Source organism: Streptomyces sp. NPDC045022, from assembly GCF_056432605.1.
In genome coordinates, this window is sequence record NZ_JBWKIR010000011.1 from 23,417 (window position 1) to 43,345 (window position 19,929).

Genomic DNA, 19,929 nt, shown 5'->3' on the forward strand with positions numbered 1-19,929 from the left:
CGGGAGATTGCCACCGTGATTCGGCGGGTTGTGCCGGGATCGGACTCGGTGGTGCGCGCGGGCGGTTGGCTGGATTCTTTCGCCGTTCGGGAATCTTCGCGCGATCTCGTTCGTCCTTACCTACGGGAGATGGGGGCGGAATGGGCCACAGGAGCCGCATCCCGCATCCTGGCGGCGTAAAACAGCGCAAGCCGGGCAGCCACTGGGGAGTCGGAGTCTTCGGACGCCGGGGCGAGCGGTCTGCCGGCGGTGGGGAGTGACAGGGTGATGGGCTTGGCGGAGCGGCGCGAGGCGCCCGAGGAGAGCGTGACGGAACGCTCGGCGGCGCGGCGGAGCCTCGAGGCGCTGGATCGCGACATTACGGCGCCTGGGCGCGCCGGAATGTCCATGGGCGAGGAACAGCAGCAGATATCCCGGCCGTTGTGGGTCGAGGAGCCCGCGCGACGGCACCCGGTGCCTGATCCGGTGCGTACGGCGGCGGTGCGCGCGGTCATCATCATCGCAGTGACGCTGATCCAGGCAATGGTGGCGTTCCTGTGCACGATGGCCGGGTCCTGGCTGGCGCTCCCCATGGTGATCAGCAGTGTGGCGAGCACCGTGGTGGCCACCTGGGCCGTGGTCGACGTATGGGTGACCCGTCAGGTGTGGAGCCAGCGGTACGGCGTGGTCTCCGAGCCGAGCAGCACGGCCCGGGCGCTCCGGCCGGAGCGGCGCGCCCGCCGGATCAAGGAGCGGGCGGGCCTGGGCGAGCCGGGGCGGATACGCCGGCGGGGCGGCACCGGACAGTTGTCGCACCCCTGACCAGAAGCGGCGCGGAGCAGGACCGAACCGGACGGAACGGGCTGCCCCACCCGGACGGAACGGGGCTGCCCCACCGAGCTGACCGGTGGAGCCGGGCCGGACGGCTGTCGTCCGGGCGGCCCTGCCGCACCGGTCTCGCCAGCCTGTGCCGTCCCCCGTGCCGTCCGTCAGAGCGCCGCCGGCTCGACACGCTGCCGCTCCTCCCGCTGGAGTTCGCGCCGGGCCCGCATGAAGGCACGCGGACGGTCCACGGCGAGCACGGCGACGGTACGGCCGTCCCGTTCGTATCGGGCCAGGAAACCGGCCTCACCGGGCAGGCCGTCGGTGATCCGGCCCTCGGTGACACGGACGGTGTCGCCGTCGCGGTACCGGCCCGCGAACTGGATGCGGGTGCCGTACTGATCGGACCAGAAGTACGGCACCGTGCGGAGGGTCTCGCGGGCGCGGCCGGCGAGCAGGTTGGTCACGGCGACCCGGGGTTGCTCGGTGGCCGAGGTCCAGTGCTCGGCCCGGGTGCCGCCGACGCGGGCGACATCGCCGACCGTGACCACCTGGGACAGGGCGGTCATACAGCCGTCGTCGCACAGCACTCCGTCGTGCAGGGCGAGGGCCGAGCCCACCAACCAGGCGGTGTTGGGGACGGCACCGATGCCGACGATGACCACGTCGGCGGGCAGGGTGCGGCCGTCGGTGAGGCCGACGCCGGTGACGCTGGCGGTGCCGCGCAATCCGGCCACTCCCGTTCCGGTGGCCAGCTCCACGCCACCGCGGCGGTGCAGGGCGGCGCACACGGCGGCCATGTGCGCGCCGAGTTGGGGCACCAGCGGCAAGGGGGCGGCCTCGACGACCGTGACGGCATGGCCGAGCCGGGCGCATGAGGAGGCGGTTTCGGCGCCGATGAAGCCGCCGCCGATGACCACGACCCGGCGGGGCCCCTGGGTGAGGTCGGCGCGCAGGGCGCGGGCGTCGTCGAGGGTGCGCAGGGTGTGCACGCCGGCGAGGCTGTCGCCGGGGAGCCGGCGGGCGGCGGCGCCGGTGGCGATGACGACGCCGTCGGTGGAGACGGTACGTCCGTCGCCGAGAAGGACGGTGCGGCCGCGGGTGTCGAGTCCGCGGGCACGGACGCCGAGCAGCCATTCGGCATCGAGGCCGGCGGTCTCGTCGGCGTCGGTGAGGGCCAGCTGCTCCTCGTCGGTGAGGCCGGTGAGGAAGTCCTTGGAGAGTGGAGGGCGGTCGTAGGGCCGGTGGCTCTCCTCGCCGACGATCACCAGTCGGCCGTCGAAGCCCTGGGCGCGCAGCTCACGGGCGGCGTAGAGCCCGGAGAGGGAGGCACCGACGATGGTCACGGTCCTCATACGGCACGGCTCCTCGCGACGCGGGTCGGACGGTGGGGACCGGTGGATGCCGCAGTGATCGGACAGGGGGTGACGAACCAGGGGGTGTCCGTACGGCCGGGCCGGCCGAACCGGCCCTTGGTGGCGTTCATGCGGCCGTGCCCTCCTCCGCCGTGAGGTGGACGTGGACGACGCCGTCCTCGACGGTGACGCGGTGGGTACGGACGGGGCGGCGGGCCGGGAGGCAGGTCGGCTCGCCGGTGCGCAGGTCGAAGGACGCGGCGTGCAGGGGGCATTCGACCAGGCAGCCCTCCAGCCAGCCCTCGGAGAGGGACGCGTCCTGGTGGGTGCAGGTGTCGTCGATGGCGTACAGCTCGCCGTGCTCGGTGCGGAACACGGCGATCGGTGGCGTGGTCTCGACGCGGATGGACTCGCCCTCGGGGAGGTCTTCGAGGCGGCAGACGGGAATCACGGGCCCCCCTCTCGGTCCGGGACACTCGGTCCGGGACCTGCTCGATGCAGGCGTCAGGGATGCAGGCGGGAGTCCGGACCCAAGGGGTCCGGGCTGGTGAAGCGATACGGGAGCGGCGGACCGTCATCGGTCCGGGTGGTCCGGCACCCTTCCGGCATCCGGACGCTTCGGTAACATGATGTTTCGCATGGCGCACGATCTAGCGCTATGCGCAACAGAATCCGGGCGGGACGACCGTCGCGTCAAGGGCTTCCCGCAGATGCGGCCCGAACCGGGCCCACAGGTGGTGAGAGTTGAGCCATGACCCGCACGCAGAAGCAGCCTGACCGCAACGAGGAGACCACGGAGATCCCAAGGGCCACGGAGAGACAGAACGGCCGCGGAACGGCCAGTGCGGTGCAGTCGGTGGACCGCGCCGTGAGCGTGCTGGAGATCCTTGCCCGGCACGGCGAAGCGGGCGTCACCGAGATCGCCGAGGAGCTGGACGTGCACAAGTCCACGGCGTTCCGGCTGCTCGGCGTCCTGGAGAACCGCGGCCTGGTGGCCCAGGCGAAGGACCGCGGCAAGTACTACCTGGGGGCCGGCGTACTGCGCCTGGCGGGGGCGGCGGCAGTGCGTCTGGACATCTCCCAGGAGGGCGTCCCGGTCTGCCGGGAGGTCGCCGACGAGCTGGGCGAGACGGTGAACATCGCCGTGCTCGACGACGATGCGGCGGTCAACATCATGCAGGCTCGCGGCACCGCGTCGGTCACCGCGCAGAACTGGCTCGGCAGACGCACCCCGCTGCACGCCACCTCCAGCGGAAAGGTGCTGCTCGCGCACATGCCGCCCACCCTGCGCGAGGGCCTGCTGGCGCGGCAGTTGCCGCGGTTCACGGACCGAACGGTCACCGGCGCGACGATGCTGCGCGCGGAACTGGAGGCCGTGGTCGAACAGGGCTACGGCGTCACCGTCGAAGAGCTGGAACTGGGGCTCGCGGCCGTCGCGGCGCCGGTGCGGGCGCACGACGGCAAGGTGATCGCCGCGATCAGCGTCTCGGGTCCGGTGTACCGGCTGAACCCGGAGCGGCTGCCGGAGGTGGCGAAGCGGACGGTGGCGGCGGCCGCCGAGTTGTCCCGTCGTATGGGCTACGGCTTCTGACCGGGCGGCAGCCAGACGCGCGCGCAGCGGCCACCGCACACGGACAGCGGCGCGGGACCGGGACGTTCCCGGCCCCGCGCCGTCGTGTGTCCGAGAGGTTTCGCCCCCGCGGGTTCCCTTTGCCAAGGGTTAACGCGCACCCCTTGACGGCCCCATGACGCCGTTCTCAGTATGTTCCCCATCACGCAACCCATCGTGCAATGCGCAACAGCAGAGGAGCTTGTCGTGCCACACGAGGTCCGTGCCGTAGTCGCTGTGAAGAAGGGCGCCCCCGTGGAGGTGCGGACGATCGTCGTCCCCGATCCGGGGCCCGGCGAGGTCCTCGTCGACGTGCAGGCCTGCGGGGTGTGCCACACGGATCTCCACTACCGGGAGGGCGCGATCAACGACGACTTCCCGTTCCTGCTGGGCCATGAGGCGGCCGGCACGATCGAGGCGGTCGGCCCCGGCGTCACGGACTTGAAGCCCGGCGACTACGTGGTGCTCGCCTGGCGGGCGCCCTGTGGCAGCTGTCGCTCCTGTCGGCGTGGCCGGCCCTGGTACTGCTTCGACTCCCGCAACGCCGCGCAGCCCATGACCCTGCGGGACGGTACCCCGCTCAGCAACGCCCTCGGCATCGGTGCCTTCGCCGAGAAGACGCTGGTCGCGGCGGGCCAGGCGGTGAAGATCGACCCGGCCGCGCGCCCCGAGGCGGCCGGTCTCGTCGGCTGCGGGGTGATGGCCGGCTACGGCGCGGCGGTCAACACCGGCAACGTAGGCCGGGGCGACTCGGTCGCCGTCATCGGCTGTGGCGGCGTCGGCAACGCGGCCATCGCGGGCGCCTGCCTGAACGGCGCCATGAAGGTCATCGCCGTCGACATCGACGACAGGAAACTCGACCAGGCGGAGAAGTTCGGCGCCACCCACACCGTCAACTCCCGGGGTGCCGACCCGGTCGAGGCGGTCCGGGAACTCACCGACGGCCACGGCGTGGACATCGCCATCGACGCGGTGGGCCGGCCCGAGACGTTTCTGCAGGCCTTCCACATGCGCGACCACGCGGGCCTGCTGGTCCAGGTGGGGGTGCCGTCTCCCGAGATGAAGGTCGAACTCCCGCTGATCGACGTCTTCTCGCGGGGCGGCGCCATCAAGTCCTCGTGGTACGGCGACTGTCTGCCGAGCCGGGACTTCCCGTTCCTGATCGACCAGTACCTGTACGGCCTGCTCGACCTCAACGCGTTCGTCTCCGAGACGATCGCCCTGGACCAAGTGGAGGAGGCGTTCGGCAAGATGCACCGCGGTGAGGTGCTGCGCTCGGTGGTGGTCCTGTGAGGACACAGAGAGCGAGCGCCGACGGCACGGGCGTGCACGGCTCCGTCCGCGTGGAGCGTGTCGTCACCTCCGGCACCTTCAGCCTCGACGGTCAGACCTTCGACGTGGACAACAATGTCTGGCTGATCGGTGACGACGCGGAAGTGCTGGTCGTGGACGCCGCACACGACGCCGAGGCCATCCACCGCGCCACCGCCGGCCGCCAGGTCACCGCCATCGTCTGCACCCACGCCCACGACGACCACATCGACGCGGCGCCGGGTCTCTCCCTCCTGACCGGGGCGCCCGTCCTGCTGCACCCCGGCGACCACGAGCTGTGGTCGCACACGCACCCGGCCCGCAAGCCGGACGGCCGGCTGTTCGACGGCCGTGTCCTCTCGGTCGCGGGCATCGAGCTGAGGGTCCTCCACACGCCCGGTCACACCCGGGGCAGCTGCTCCTTGTACGCCCCGTTCCTCGACGCCGTCTTCACCGGCGACACCCTCTTCCACGGCGGCCCGGGCGCCACCGGCCGCTCGCACTCCGACCGCCCGGCCATCGAGGCCTCCGTCCGGGACCGGCTGCTCACCCTGCCGGGCGCCACCCTCGTCCACACCGGGCATGGACAGGACACGACGATCGCCGCCGAGCGGCCGAGCGTCCCCGCTGTCTGAACGGCTCCCCCGCACCTGCCATCCCCGCCACCACAAGGAGGGGCATGTCCAGCACACCCGAAGACCCGACTACGGCCCAAGAGCACCACCGCGCACCGGAAGACGACCCCCGCACGCCCGAAGACCACCCCCGTACCGTCGAGAACCGGCCCCAGGGCCCGCGTGTCGTCGTCATCGGCGCCGGCATCGTCGGCTGCTCCCTGGCCGACGAGCTGACCGCCCGCGGCTGGACCGACGTCACCGTCCTCGAACAGGGCCCCCTGCCGGCCCCGGGCGGCTCCACCTCCCACGCGCCCGGACTCGTCTTCCGGACCAGCCCCTCGAAGACGCTCGCGGAGTTCGCCGGGTACACGGTCGAGAAGTTCCGTTCCCTCGAAGTCGACGGTGTCTCCTGCTTCCACCAGGTAGGCGGCCTGGAACTCGCGACCACCCCCGAACGCCTGGCCGAGCTGCACCGCAGGGCCGGTTACGCCGCCGCCTGGGGCATCCGCGGCGAGATCGTGACCACCGCCCGCTGCAAGGAACTCTGGCCCCTGCTAAACGAGTCGGTCGTCCTCTGCGGCTTCCACACCCCCGACGACGGCCTGGCCCGGGCCCTGCTCGCGGCCCGCGCCCAGCTGGACCGGGCCACCGCGCGCGGCGCCCGCTTCCTGGACCGGCACACGGTCACCGGCATCGAGCAGGAGAACGGCCGGGTCACCGCGGTCGTCACCGACCGGGGCGCCTTCCCGGCGGACCACATCGTCTCCGCGGCCGGTTTCTGGGGTCCCGTCATCGGCCGCATGGCCGGAGTCGACGTACCGCTGCAGCCCCTCGCGCACCAGTACGCGAAGACGGGGCCGGTTCCCGGGCTGGGCGGTGCGACGGCCGAGGCCGCCAGACCGATCCTCCGTTTCCAGGACCGCGATCTGTACTTCCGCGAGCACAATGACCGCATCGGCATCGGCTCGTACGCGCACCGGCCCATGCCGGTCGACCCGTTCGCCGTCCCGGCGTACGACGAGGCGCGCGCCCAGGACATGGAGATGCCGTCCTCGTACCCGTTCACCGCCGAGGACTGGGCGCCGAGCTGGGAGGACTGCCGGCGGCTGCTGCCCGCCCTGCGGGAGACGGAGATCGAGTCCGGATTCAACGGGATCTTCTCCTTCACCCCGGACGGCATGCCGGTCCTCGGGGAGACCCGGCAGCTGCGCGGGTTCTGGCTGGCCGAGGCGGTCTGGGTGACCCATTCCGCGGGTGTGGCGAAGGCGGTGGCCGAGTGGATGGTCGACGGGCGGCCGTCCCTCGACGTGCACGAGTGCGACCTCACCCGCTTCGAGGAGGCGCAGCGTTCACCGTCGTACGTCCGTGAACGTGGTGCACAGCAGTTCGTCGAGGTGTACGACGTGCTCCACCCCCTGCAGCCGATGGCGCAGCCGCGGCCCCTGCGCGTCAGCCCCTTCTACGCCCGCCAGCAGCAACTCGGCGGCTTCTTCCTGGAGGGCACCGGCTGGGAGCGCCCGCACTGGTACGAGGCCAACGCCCCGCTCGTGGACGCTCTCGGCGACCTGCCCGAGCGCGACGCCTGGTCCGCGCGCTACTGGTCCCCGATCGCCGCGGCCGAGGCGAAGGCGACCCGCGAGAAGGTAGCGCTGTACGACATGACCCCGCTGCGCCGGCTGGAGGTCACCGGCCCCGGCGCCCTCGCCTTCCTCGACCGGATGACCAGCAACAACCTCCGCAAGAAGCCCGGCGCGGTCACCTACACCCTGCTCCTGGACGAGACCGGAGGCATCCGCTCCGATCTCACCGTGGCCCGCCTGGCCCCCGACCGCTTCCAGGTCGGCGCCAACTCCCCCGCGGACCTCGACTGGCTGCTGCGCCACGCGCCGGCGGACGTCCGGATCCGGGACATCACCTCCGGCACCTGCTGCATCGGCGTCTGGGGGCCGCTGGCCCGCGACCTCGTGCAGCCGCTGACCAGCGACGACTTCTCTCATGAGGGCTTCGGCTACTTCCGGGCGAAGCAGACCCATCTCGGCCACGTCCCGGTGACGGCGATGCGGCTGAGCTACGTCGGCGAGCTGGGCTGGGAGGTGTACACCACCGCCGACCTGGGGCTCCGGCTCTGGGACACGCTGTGGGAGGCCGGGCGGAGGCTCGGCGTGGTCGCCGCCGGCCGCTCCGCCTTCAACTCCCTGCGGCTGGAGAAGGGTTACCGGGCCTGGGGCACCGACATGACCGACGAGCACACTCCCTTCGAGGCCGGCGTCGGCTTCGCGGTCCGCATGGACAAGGACGGCTTCATCGGCCAGGAGGCCCTGCGGAGCCTGACCGGGCCCGCCCGCCGGCTCACCCCGCTCCTCCTGGACGACCCCGCGGCCGTGGTCCTCGGCAAGGAGCCCGTGTACGTCGACGGCGCCCCCGCCGGCTACGTGACCAGCGCGTCGTACGGCTACACGCTCGGCCGCTGCGTCGCCTACGCCTGGCTGCCGGCCGGCCTCGCCACCGGCACCGGCGTGTACATCGAGTACTTCGGCGAGAAGGTCCCGGCCACGGTCGCCGACGAGCCCCTGTTCGACCCGGAGATGACCCGCATCCGCCGCTAGGAGGCGCCCGTGTCACCGTCTTACGACGTCATCGTCATCGGTCTCGGCGGCATGGGCGGCGCCGCCGCGCACCACCTGTCCGCGCGCGGCGCCCGGGTGCTCGGCCTGGAGAAGTACGGCCCGGTGCACAACCGGGGTTCCAGCCACGGTGGTTCACGGATCACCCGGCAGTCGTACTTCGAGGACCCGGCCTACGTACCGCTGCTGCTGCGCGCCTACGAGCTGTACGAGGACCTGGCGCGGGCCACCGGCCGGGAGATCGCCGTCCTCAGTGGTGGTGTGATGGTCGGGCGCCCGGAGTCACGTACCGTCTCCGGCTCGCTGTGCTCGGCGCAGCAGTGGGATCTGCCGCACGAGATGCTCGACGCCAAGGAGATCCGCCGCCGTTTCCCGACGCTGAACCCGGACGACGACGAGGTGGCGCTGTACGAGAGGAAGGCCGGTCTGCTCCGGCCCGAGAACACCGTCGCCGCGCATCTGCAGCTGGCCACCCGGCAGGGGGCCGAGCTGCACTTCGAGGAGCCGATGCTGCGCTGGGAACCGTACCGGGACGGGGTGCGCGTCCATACGGCCGAGAACACCTACACGGCCGCCCAGCTGGTGATCTGCCCGGGCGCGTGGGCGCCGCGGCTGCTCACCGGTCTCGGGGTGCCGTTCACGATCGAGCGGCAGGTCATGTACTGGTTCCAGCCGAACGGCGGCATCGAGCGGTTCGTCCCCCGCAACCACCCGATCTACATCTGGGAGGACGCGGCCGGTGTCCAGGTGTACGGCTTCCCGGCCATCGACGGGCCCGAGCTGGGTGCCAAGGTCGCCTTCTTCCGGAAGGGCCGGATCACCACGCCGGAGACCATCGACCGGACCGTACACGAGGACGAGGTCCGGGCCATGGCCGACCACATGTCCCGCTGCGTCCCGGACCTGCCCGGCACCTTCCTCAAGGCCGCCACCTGTATGTACTCCAACACCCCGGACGAGCACTTCGTGATCGCCCGGCACCCCGACCACCCGGAGTCGGTGACCGTGGCCTGCGGGTTCTCCGGGCACGGTTTCAAGTTCGTGCCGGTGGTCGGCGAGATCCTGGCCGACCTCGCGCTGACCGGCTCCACCGCGCACCCGATCGGCCTGTTCGACCCCGCCCGCCTCGCCGCCGCGCCCGCCTGAGCCGCAATCGAACCAGGAGCACGCCCGTGACGACGACACCGATCTCCCCGAGCCTCATCGCGACGCTTCCGGGCCACTACTACACCGACCCGGACGTCTTCCGGCTGGAGCAGGAGAAGCTCTTCGAGTCCCTGTGGTTCTGCGCGGTCCGCAGCGCGGATCTGGACAAGCCGGGCACCTTCCGTACCGTCCAGGTGGGCCGGGAGAGCGTCATCATCACCCGTACCCGCGCCGGAGCACTGCGTGCCTTCCTCAATGTGTGCCGCCACCGCGGGGCCCGGCTGTGCACCGAGGAGTCCGGTGAGGTGCGGCGCAGCCTGCAGTGCCCGTACCACGCATGGACGTACGACCTTGACGGCAAGTTGATCGCCGCGCCCAACTTGATCAAGATGCCGGACATTGATCGAGTCGAGTTCGGGTTGATCAAGGTGGCCCTGCGCGAATGGCTCGGCTACGCCTGGGTGTGCCTCGCCGACGAACCGCCCTCCTTCGCGGACACGGTGATGCATGCGGCCGTGGAGCGGCTCGGCGACGCGGCGGCCATCGAGCGCTACGGCACCGAGAGACTGGCCCTCGGCAAGCGCATCAGCTACGACGTGCGGGCCAACTGGAAGCTGATCGTCGAGAACTTCATGGAGTGCTACCACTGCGCGACGATCCACCCCGAACTCACGGAGGTGCTCCCGGAGTTCGCGGACGGGTACGCGGCCCAGTACTACGTGGGCCACGGCGCGGAGTTCGGCGAGGAGATCAAGGGCTTCACGGTGGACGGCAGCGCCGGCTTCGCCAGGCTGCCCGAGGTCGGCGCCGACCAGGACCGCCGCTACTACGCCATCACCATCAAGCCGGCCGTGTTCGTCAACCTCGTCCCCGATCACGTCATACTGCACCGCATGTTCCCGCTCGCCGAGGACCGCACGGTCGTGGAGTGCGACTGGCTGTACGCGCCGGAGGTGGTGGCGTCGGGCGCGGACGTGTCGAAGTCCGCGGAGCTGTTCCACCGCGTCAACGTCCAGGACTTCGAGGCGTGCGAGCGCACCCAGCCGGCGATGTCCTCACGCGCCTACCGCGGGGGCGGCGTGCTGGTCCCCAGCGAACACCACATCGGGATCTTCCACGAGTGGCTGCTGACCCAGCTGGGAGACGCCCGTGCCTGACCTCTTCATCGACGGCGCGTGGCGCGGCGCCCTGGACGAGCGCACCCGCGAGATCCGCTGTCCCGCCGACGGCTCCCTGGTCGGCGTCGTGGACGAGGCGGGCGGCAAGGACACCGTGCAGGCCATCACGGCGGCCCGGCGCGCCTTCGACACCGGTGACTGGCCGCGTACGTCTCCCCAGCGGCGCGGCGACCTGCTCCTGCGGATCGCCGACCTGCTGGTCCGCGACCAGGACACCATGGCCCGCGCCGAGTCCCTGGACACGGGCAAGCGGCTGGTGGAGAGCGCGTACGACATCGAGGACGTCGTCAACTGCTTCCGCTACTTCGGGCGGCTGATCAGGAGCGAGGCCGGGCGGGTGATCGACACCGGCCGGGAGGGCGTCGAGAGCCGGGTGGTGTACGAGCCCGTCGGCGTCTGCGCCCTGATCACACCGTGGAACTATCCGCTGCTGCAGACCGCGTGGAAGGTCGCGCCGGCGCTCGCGGCCGGGAACACCTTCGTGCTGAAGCCGAGCGAGCTGACCCCCCACACGGCGATCCATCTGGTCCGGCTGCTGGCGGAGGCCGGTCTGCCGCCCGGCGTGGCCAATCTGGTGCTGGGCGCCGGCCCGGAGGCGGGCGCCCCGCTCGGCGACCATCCGGACGTCGACCTGGTCTCCTTCACCGGCGGGCTGCGGACCGGCCGCCGGCTGATGGCGGCGGCGGCCGGCACGGTGAAGAAGGTCGCGCTCGAACTCGGCGGGAAGAACCCGAACATCGTCTTCGCGGACGCCGACTTCGAGGCGGCGGCCGACATGGCGCTGACCGCCGTGTTCCTGCATTCCGGGCAGGTGTGTTCCGCCGGGGCCCGGCTGCTGGTCGAGGACGCGCTGCACGACCGGTTCGTGGACGAGGTCGTCCGGCGGGCGCGGTCCATCCGGCTGGGCGGGCCGTTCGACGAACGGGCGCAGACCGGCCCGCTGATCTCGGCGGCCCACCGCGACAAGGTCGAGGCCTATGTCGCGACGGGGCTCCAGGAGGGCGCGGTGCTGCGCTGCGGCGGCGGCCGGCCCTCCGGTCCCGGCCATGACGCGGGCTTCTACTACCTGCCGACCGTCCTGGACGAGTGCACGAGTGAGATGTCGGTGGTCCGCGAGGAGTCCTTCGGACCGGTGCTGACCGTCGAGCGGTTCACCGGGGAGGCGGAGGCCGTCCGGCTCGCCAACGACACGATCTACGGCCTGGCGGGCGCCGTATGGACCCGCGACGAGGGCAAGGCCGCCCGGGTCGCGGCGGGGCTGCGCCTCGGCACGGTCTGGATCAACGACTACCACCCCTACGTGCCGCAGGCCGAATGGGGTGGTTACAAGCAGTCCGGGTTCGGGCGCGAACTCGGACCGGCGGGGCTCGCCGAGTACCGCGAGACGAAGCACATCTGGCGCAACACCGCGCCGGCACCACAGGGCTGGTTCGACTGACAGCCAGAGGAGTCGCTCATGACGACCACCGAGCAATCACCAGGACCGCACCACCACGACGACGCCGAACTCGCCGAGTTCGGCTACAAGCCCGAACTCAAGCGCACCCTCGGCAACTTCCACACCTTCGCCGCAGGGATCAGCTACATCTCGATCCTGACCGGCACCTTCCAGTTGTTCTACTTCGGCTACGGCAGCGGGGGCCCCGCCTACTGGTGGTCGTGGCCGATGGTGTTCGCCGGCCAGTTCACGGTGGCCCTGTGCTTCGCGGAACTGGCCGCCCGCTACCCCGTGGCGGGGTCGGTCTACAACTGGTCCAAGAAGATCGGCAATCCGCATCTCGGCTGGCTCGCCGGGTGGATGATGTTGATCGCGTCCATCGTGTCCATCTCGGCGGTCGCGCTGGCCTATCAGCTGACCCTGCCGCAGATCTCGTCCGCCTTCCAGTTCATCGGGGACGGCACCGGCAAGTACGACGTGGCGACGAACGCGGTGGTCCTCGCGGCCGTGTTGATCCTGTTCACCACGCTCGTCAATGCTTTCGGCGTCAAGTTGATGGCCACGATCAACACGGCGGGCGTCTTCATCGAGTTGATCGCGACCGTTGTACTGATCATCCTGTTCGCCGTCCACATCACGCGCGGCCCTCAAGTCGTCATGCAGACGAACCACACCGGCGCCGGTTACTCCACCGGCTATCTCGGCGCCTTCCTGGTGGCCTCGCTGGCGTCCGCGTATGTCATGTACGGCTTCGACACCGCCGCCTCGCTCGGCGAGGAGTCGCTCGACCCGTCCCGCAACGCGCCTCGCGCCATCATTCGCGCGATCGTCGCCTCGTTCGTCCTGGGCGGCCTGGTGCTGCTGCTCGCCCTGATGAGCGTCTCCAGCCTCAAGGGCGACAAGCTGTCCACGGACGGTCTGCAGTACGCCGTGCTCGACGTGCTCGGCCCGACGGCCGGCAAGGCGATGCTGTGGTGCGTGCTGATCGCGGTCACGGTGTGCGCGCTGGCCGTGCACACGGCGGCGATCCGGCTGGCGTTCGCGATGGCCCGGGACAACAACCTGCCCGCGTCCTCGCTGATGGCCCGGGTCAGCCCGCGCTTCCGGACCCCGGTACTGCCGGCCGTGATCATCGGTGTGCTGGCACTGGCGATACTCGTGGTCAACATCCGCCAGCCACAGATCTTCACGGTCGTCACCAGCATCGGCATCATCATGATCTACCTCGCCTACCTCGGCGTCACCGCGCCGATGCTGGTGGCCCGGCTGCGCGGGAAGTGGCGGCCCGCGGGCGAGGGCAGGTTCTCGCTGGGCCGCTGGGGGCTGCCCGTCAACATCGTCGCGGTGGTGTGGGGCGCCGTCATGACGGTCAACCTGATCTGGCCGCGCGCAGCCGTCTACAACGCGGCAGCGCCCTACCACTGGTATCTGCGCTGGGGCGCGGTGCTGTTCGTGGCCGTCATCGCAGGCGGCGGCTTCGCCTACTACTGGTTCGTCCAGCGCCATCGCACCGGCGTCCTCGCCGAGCACCGCCTGGAGGCCGCGGCCACCGCCCCGACCGCTCCGCTCGCCGCTCCGGCGGCCGACTGATTCCGCCGATTCCGGCTGGCAAGGAGGTCACTGCTCATGAGCATCGACGAGTTCGACTACGTGGTGGTCGGCGGCGGCACCGCGGGCAACGTCGTGGCGGCACGGCTCTCCGAGGACCCCTCGGTGACGGTGTGCGTCCTGGAGGCGGGCCCGAGCGACGTCGGCGACGACGACGTGCTCAGACTGGAGCGCTGGATGGGCCTGCTGGAGTCCGGCTACGACTGGGACTATCCGGTCGAGCCGCAGGCCACCGGCAACAGTTTCATGCGGCACGCGCGTGCGAAGGTCCTGGGCGGCTGTTCGTCGCACAACTCCTGTATCGCCTTCTGGGCGCCCGCGGAGGATCTGGACGACTGGGCGGCCCAGGGCTGTACGGGCTGGAGCGCGGCCGACCTGTTCCCGCTGTACCGGCGGCTGGAGAACAACGACGCGCCCGGCGACCACCATGGCCGCACCGGCCCGGTGAAGCTGCGCACGCTGAAGGGCGGGGACCCGTGCGGCGTGGCGCTGCTGGAGGCGTGCGCGCAGGCCGGGATACCCACGGTCCCGTTCAACACCGGGAAGACGGTGGTGCGCGGGGCCAACTGGTTCCAGATCAACTCCGACGAGAACAACATGCGCCAGTCCTCGTCCGTGGCCTATCTGCACCCGGTGCTCGGCAAACGTCCGAATCTGGACGTCCGGACGGGGGTGCGGGCCAAGAAGCTCGTGCTGGAGGGGCGCCGGTGCGTGGGCGCCGCATACCTGGGCCCCGACCTGGTGCACACCCGCACGGTGCGGGCCCGTCGCGAGGTGATCGTCTCGTGCGGTTCGATCGACACCCCCAAACTGCTGATGCTGTCCGGCATCGGCCCGGCCGGGCACCTGCGGGAGGTCGGCGTCGAGGTCGCCGTCGACTCGCCCGGCGTCGGCGAGAACCTCCAGGACCACCCCGAGGGCGTCATCATGTGGCAGGCCGAGCGGCCCATGGCGACCACCTCCAGCCAGTGGTGGGAGGCGGGCGTCTTCTACGACACCGAGCCCGGCCTGGACCGGCCCGACCTGATGTTCCACTACGGGTCGGTGCCGTTCGACATGAACACCGCGCGCTGGGGCTATCCCACCTCGGAGAACGCGTTCTGCCTGACGCCGAACGTGACGAAGGCCAGGTCACGTGGCACGGTACGGCTGCGGACCCGGGACTACCGGGACAAGCCGAAGGTGGACCCGCGGTACTTCACGCACGAGCACGATGCGCGGGTGATGACGTTCGGGCTGAGGCTCGCGCGGCGGATCGCCTCGCAGCCGGCCCTGAGCGGCTGGGCGGGAGCCGAGCTGGCGCCCGGACCGGATGTCCGTACCGACGACGAACTCCTCGACTACATCCACAAGACGCACAACACCGTCTACCACCCGTCCTGCACCGTGAAGATGGGCGCGGACGACGACCCCTCGGCCCCGCTCGACGCGCGGCTGCGGGTCAAGGGGGTCGAGGGGCTGCGGGTCGCCGACGGGTCGGTGATGCCGGACCTGATCGCGGTCAACCCGTGCATCACGACCATGATGATCGGCGAGAAGTGCGCGGATCTCCTGAGGGAGGACGCCTGACGGCTATGCCGGCTTCTTGAACATCCGTGTCGCCGTGATCTCGCTGTGCCCCGCTGCTCCGGCCTGGGGCTGCTGGGGCAGTCCGGGCCGGAGGTGTTCCTCCACGCTGATGTACTTCAGGCCCGCCCTGAGGTCGGCGTCGTTGCGCAGGCGGATGACCAACGGGAACTCCGCCAGCGCCGTCGTGTCGAACAGGCCCGTGGTGTACAGCAGCTGCACGCCCAAGGCGTCGGACACGGCCCGCTGCAGCTCCAGCAGATAGGTCGCGTTGGCGCGGCCGATCGGGTTGTCCAGGAACAGTGTGCCCGCGTACCGGTGCTTGTCCCGGCCCCGGTCGTTCGAGCGCAGCGCGGCCATCGTGCAGTACAGGGCGATGGCCGCGGTGAGCAGCTGGCCGCCGGAGAACACATCGCCCATCTGGCCGACGGGGACGCGCTCGGCGCGCAGTACCGCGTCGGGCTTGAGGATCTCCACGGCCACGCCCTTGGGCTGAAGCGCTGCCGCGACCCCCCGCAGCAGCAGGGACATGCCGTCGCGGCGCAGATCGGAGTTCTTCTTCACGGCCGCGCGCGTGGCCTCGTCGATGACCTCGCCGAGCCGTTCGGTGAGCGTGGCCTGGTCGGGCTCCTCGAAGCGGATGCGCAGGAACTCCTGCCCGGACCACTCGCCCAGCCCTTCCGGGAGCCGGGAGAGCCGCTGCGCGGACCTGAGCGTCGCCAGGGCCGACTCCACGAGACCGCGCAGCCGGTCCACGATCGAGTCCCGGTTGCGCTCCAGCTGGGCCAGCTCGTCGGTCAGGACGCGCAGGCGGGGCGCGAAGGCGTCCGCCCACTTCTGGGCGTGCTCGGGCAGCGCGGAGGCGGGGAGTTCGCGGATCTGCTGCCGGGCGGGGGTGCGGACCTGCTCGTAGCGGGTGGAGTTGGCGTGCCGGACGAGGACGTCGCTCGCCTCGCGCACGGCCGCCTCCGCGGTGGACAGGTCGGCGGAACAGCCACGCAGCGAGCGGCGGGCCTCGGCGGCGGAGTGCCGGGCCTCCTCCAGGCTGCCGGGGTACGGCTCCGGCTCCTCCGGCTCTTCCTCGGGGGCGTGCTCGCGCAGCAGGTCGCGGAGCATCGCGGCGATCTCGTCGAAGCCGCCTGCCGCGTCCTCGGCGGCGCGATGGGCCTCCAGCAGCTCCGTGTGCGCCTCGCGGGCCTCGGCCAGCGCCCCGGTACGGGCGGCTAGCTCGGTCGATGCCGTACGCAGCAGTGCCTGGGCGTGCTCGGCGTCGCGCGGGACGAGTTCCCCGGGCAGCTCGGTGTGCGCCCCGCCGTCCTCGGGCGCGTGCCGCTCGGCCTCGCCGCGCAGCCGGCCGAGCTGCTCGCTCGCGGTGGACACGCGGGTCTCCAGGAGCTGCACCAGTTCCTCGGCGCGCGCGGCCGCCGCCTGCCGGGAGGGCCCGTCGGAACCGTCGGGCGACTCCAGCAGCTGCTCGGCCCGGGTGCGGACCTTGTTGCTGAGCCGGTCCAGATCGGCCCGGGCGGCGCTCTCGTCGCTCTCCGCGCGGGCCTGTTCGGCGCGCAGGTCGGCGCCGACGCCGACCTTCTCGTACAGCTGGGAGGCGGCCCGGTAGGCCTCCCGGAGGGCGGGCAGGGACGTCTTGGTGGCGTTCTCTTCCCCGGCCGGTACGTCGTCGGGGGCGCCGGCGATCTCGGAGCGCTCGGCGCGCAGGGCGCGCGCGGTGCGGCGGGCGTCGTCGGCGGCGCGCTGGGCGGCACGGCGGTCCTCGTCGGCGGCGCGGGCCCGCTCCAGGCAGGCCTGGGCCCGGGCCTCGGACTCGGCGGCCTCGTCGGCGAGTTCGCGCAGTCGCACCTGCCAGCCGGCGCGCTCGCGCAGCCGGTAGGCGAGGCCGGCCAGGGCGTCGGCGGCCCGGCGGGCCTTCTGCGCGGCCTCCTGCCGCTCGTCGCGGACCCGTGCGGCCTCGGCGGCGGACTCGTCGGCCTCCGCGCGCACGGTCCGTGCCTCGGCGAGTTCGGCCTCGGTCTCCTCGGCGAACGCGCGGGCCTCCTGGGCGGCCCGGGCCAGTTCGGTGAGGCGCCCGGCGGGGCAGCCGGTGCGCCAGGAGGCGAGCCGGGCGGCGAGTTCGCGGTCCTTGCCGAGCCGGGCGGCGAGGCCGCGGATCTCCTCGTCGCGCTCGCTGGCCCGCGCGCGCAGGGCCTGTCGTTCCTCGTCGGCGGCGTGCTCGTCGTGCATGGCCGGGTTCGGCGGCACGAGGAAGACGTCACCGGGAGTGGCGTCGGCGGCGGGGGGCGGGGCGAGCAGGGCGGCGGCCGTGCCGACGGCGACGGCGGAGCGGGGCAAAAGGGCGGCGTCGCCGAGGGCCTCGCGGGCACGCGCGTGCGTGTCCGGGTCGGTGATGATCACACCGTCGACCAGTTCGGGGCGGGCGGCGAGCACGCGCGCGTGGTCGGCGGGGTCGACGGCCTGTGCGAGGTAGCGCCAGCCGGGCAGTGCGGGGATGCCGTGCTCGCCGAGGAACTCGACGGTGGCCAGCACGTCGGGGCCGGGCGGCAGCAGTCCGCCGTCACCGAGGGCGCCGAGGATGCGGGCGTCGTCCGCGGCGGCCGTGCGGAGTTCGAAGAGGTGCCGTTCGGCGGTCGACACGGCGTCGTCGAGCAGTTCGCGCAACTCGTCGGCGTACCGGTCGAGTTCCTCCGGGGTGAGCGGGCCTTCGGCCAGGGCTGCGGCGTCCGTGGCCGATCCGCCGCGTGTGCCGTCGTCCGCTCCCGACCGGGGTGCGGGCACGCCCACGCGTGCCACAACGGGTGCGCCGGGCAGGCTCAGCAGCTCCGCGAGCCGCTCCTCGGTGGCCAGCGACTCGGCCAGGCGCCGCTCGGCGTCGTGGGTGCGCTCGGCCGCGGTCGCCGCGTCGGCCGCGCGGGCCGCCGTCAGCTCCGCGCGGGACTCGGCGGAGGCCGCCTCGCGCGCGTGCTCGGTGGCCTTGCGGGCGGCCTCGCGTGCCGCGTCCCAGGCGGCGACGGTGGTCTTCTCGGCGTCGCTGGCGGCGAGCGCGGCACGCGCGGGGTCGGCGTCCGGGGAGCTGTCGTCGAGCCAGCCCGCCCGGACGGCCTCGGCGGTCTCCTGCTCGACCTCGGCGAGGCGCTGGCGCAGATGCCCGGTCTCGCTGCGGGCGCGCTGCGCCTCGGTGGCGGCGGCGGTGGAGTCCCGGTACGCGCAGTCGCTGACGTCCTGCAGGGCGGCGGAACGCTCCTCCTCCTCGTCGGCGAGGACCTCGGCGCTCTCGGCGGCCGCGTGCAGGGCCCGTACGAGGTCCACGGCGGCCTTGGCGCGGGCGGCGAGCGCGGGGGCCGCGTCCCGTTCGGCCTCCTGGATGGCGGCGGACACGCGTGCGACGCGGTCGGCGGCGGCGCGGTGGCGCAGCACGGCCTCGGCCGCCTGCCAGGCGGAGTGCAGGGTGCGGGCGTCGGCCAGCTCGCGTTTCTGCGCGGCGGCGGACTTCTCGGCGGCGGCGAGCGCCAGGGAGGCGTGCCGGTAGGCGAGTTCGGCGGCGATCAGCGCGCTCCGCTCCCGCGCGCCCTCCGAATGCGTGACGGCGTACGCGGCGGCCGTGACCCGCTGGGCGAGGTCGGCGGCCCGCACCCGCTCCCGCACGGCCCGCGCGGACAGCCGCCGGGCCAGCGTCCGGGTACGGCGCTCGGCGCCGACGTGGATGTCACGTGCGCGTGAACGGGCCTCGGCGGCCTCGACGATCCGCCCGAGCAGGTCGACGGAGCCCGCGGTGAAGTCGCGTTCGGCGATCAGTTCGGCGCGTCGGCCGAGCTTGTTGCCGAAGCCGCTGACGAGGTCGGCAAGGCCGTCGGTGTCGCGGGTGTCGGTGACCGCGCGCAGCAGCAGGTCGGTGAAGTCGGAGTCCTTCTTGACCGCGAAGAGACCGGCCGCCTCCCCCTCGTCGGCGTTCATCTCCCGCTGGTAGCGGAAGAGTTCGGGGTCCAGGCCGAGGTCGCCGAGGTGCTCGATCCAGCGGTCGTGGATCTCCTCCCAGTGCACCTCCAGATGCGGGTAGGCCTTGCCCGCCTCCGTGAGGGCGTCACGGAAGCCCTTCATGGTGCGGCGGCGGCCCTGGGCACCGGAGGTGCCCTCGACGGCCGGCCGGACGGCGGTGGACTCGGCGACGGGCAGGTTGTCCAGACTGAGCCCGGGACCGGGCCGGAAGGAGTACCAGGCCTCGGCGAACTTGCGCGGGTCGTTGGAGACCTGACGTCCGCGCCACTCGCTGGCCTTGCCGACGACGACGCACTCGCCGGTCAGCACGTGCTGCCACTCGAGGGCCACGTGCCCGCAGTCGTCGGCGAGCAGGAACTTGCGCAGCACGCCGGAGCTGGCGCCACCGAGGGTGTTGCGGTGACCGGGCAGCATCACCGAGAAGATCAGCTTGAGCAGGACGGACTTGCCGCCGCCGTTCTCCAGGAACAGCACGCCGGCGGGCGCGGGCCGGCGCGGCGGCCCGGACGGCTCCTCCGCGAAGAACTCCGCCTGCGTGGGCGCCGGGTCGGGCACGGGATCGCCCACACCCCGCAGGTCAAGCACGGTGTCGGCGTAGCGCGCACCGGCGGGCCCGATGGAGTAGAGGCGGACCCGGGACAGCTCGTACATGGCGGACTCTCGTCAGTCTT

General features: G+C 72.1%; 13 protein-coding genes. 10 read left to right on the forward strand and 3 right to left on the reverse strand.

Translation table 11 applies throughout. The annotated features are described in order from the left end of the window. Window positions 1-267: 267 nt before the first annotated feature. On the forward strand, window positions 268-801 hold the full coding sequence (locus AC07C1_RS20680) for a hypothetical protein (protein WP_478941310.1): 534 nt from the start codon (window positions 268-270) through the stop codon (window positions 799-801). Window positions 802-968: 167 nt separating this feature from the next. Here the strand turns inward: AC07C1_RS20680 and AC07C1_RS20685 are convergent, their stop codons facing one another. Both AC07C1_RS20685 and AC07C1_RS20690 read right to left on the reverse strand, forming a co-directional pair. Next, entirely contained in the window at window positions 969-2,156 is a 1,188-nt protein-coding gene (locus AC07C1_RS20685) for an NAD(P)/FAD-dependent oxidoreductase (protein WP_478940921.1), read from the reverse strand. A 127-nt stretch (window positions 2,157-2,283) separates the two neighbouring features. Then, window positions 2,284-2,607 (reverse strand): bifunctional 3-phenylpropionate/cinnamic acid dioxygenase ferredoxin subunit, encoded by a 324-nt coding sequence (locus AC07C1_RS20690; protein WP_478940923.1) that lies wholly within the window; start codon window positions 2,605-2,607, stop codon window positions 2,284-2,286. 300 nt (window positions 2,608-2,907) lie between these two features. Between AC07C1_RS20690 and AC07C1_RS20695 the strand changes: the two genes are divergently transcribed. The 9 genes from AC07C1_RS20695 to AC07C1_RS20735 all read left to right on the forward strand — a co-directional run bounded on the left by AC07C1_RS20695 (window position 2,908) and on the right by AC07C1_RS20735 (window position 15,256). Further along, on the forward strand, window positions 2,908-3,747 hold the full coding sequence (locus AC07C1_RS20695) for an IclR family transcriptional regulator (RefSeq protein WP_478940925.1): 840 nt from the start codon (window positions 2,908-2,910) through the stop codon (window positions 3,745-3,747). A gap of 225 nt (window positions 3,748-3,972) precedes the next feature. After that, on the forward strand, window positions 3,973-5,058 hold the full coding sequence (locus AC07C1_RS20700) for an S-(hydroxymethyl)mycothiol dehydrogenase (RefSeq protein WP_478940927.1): 1,086 nt from the start codon (window positions 3,973-3,975) through the stop codon (window positions 5,056-5,058). Continuing rightward, window positions 5,055-5,711 (forward strand): MBL fold metallo-hydrolase, encoded by a 657-nt coding sequence (locus AC07C1_RS20705; protein ID WP_478940929.1) that lies wholly within the window; start codon window positions 5,055-5,057, stop codon window positions 5,709-5,711. Before AC07C1_RS20700 ends, AC07C1_RS20705 begins: the two co-directional genes overlap by 4 nt. A 44-nt stretch (window positions 5,712-5,755) precedes the next feature. Further along, a complete protein-coding gene (locus AC07C1_RS20710; protein WP_478940931.1) occupies window positions 5,756-8,299 on the forward strand; it encodes a GcvT family protein in 2,544 nt (847 codons plus the stop codon). Window positions 8,300-8,308: 9 nt separating this feature from the next. Next, window positions 8,309-9,463: an N-methyl-L-tryptophan oxidase gene (gene solA / locus AC07C1_RS20715; protein WP_478940933.1), complete on the forward strand. Its 1,155-nt coding sequence runs from the start codon at window positions 8,309-8,311 to the stop codon at window positions 9,461-9,463. A gap of 26 nt (window positions 9,464-9,489) precedes the next feature. Further along, window positions 9,490-10,620, forward strand: a complete 1,131-nt coding sequence (locus AC07C1_RS20720; protein ID WP_478940934.1) for an aromatic ring-hydroxylating oxygenase subunit alpha — start codon at window positions 9,490-9,492, stop codon at window positions 10,618-10,620. After that, window positions 10,613-12,079 carry an aldehyde dehydrogenase family protein gene (locus AC07C1_RS20725; protein ID WP_478940936.1) on the forward strand — a complete coding sequence of 489 codons (1,467 nt, stop codon included), beginning with the start codon at window positions 10,613-10,615 and terminating at the stop codon, window positions 12,077-12,079. The genes AC07C1_RS20720 and AC07C1_RS20725 overlap by 8 nt, the downstream gene beginning before the upstream one ends. An 18-nt stretch (window positions 12,080-12,097) precedes the next feature. After that, window positions 12,098-13,669 carry an APC family permease gene (locus AC07C1_RS20730; protein ID WP_478940938.1) on the forward strand — a complete coding sequence of 524 codons (1,572 nt, stop codon included), beginning with the start codon at window positions 12,098-12,100 and terminating at the stop codon, window positions 13,667-13,669. 36 nt (window positions 13,670-13,705) lie between these two features. Further along, window positions 13,706-15,256 (forward strand): GMC family oxidoreductase, encoded by a 1,551-nt coding sequence (locus tag AC07C1_RS20735; protein ID WP_478940940.1) that lies wholly within the window; start codon window positions 13,706-13,708, stop codon window positions 15,254-15,256. A 3-nt stretch (window positions 15,257-15,259) separates the two neighbouring features. Here AC07C1_RS20735 and AC07C1_RS20740 read toward each other — a convergent pair whose 3' ends face one another. Beyond that, window positions 15,260-19,909 carry a hypothetical protein gene (locus AC07C1_RS20740; RefSeq protein ID WP_478940942.1) on the reverse strand — a complete coding sequence of 1,550 codons (4,650 nt, stop codon included), beginning with the start codon at window positions 19,907-19,909 and terminating at the stop codon, window positions 15,260-15,262. Window positions 19,910-19,929: the final 20 nt, after the last annotated feature.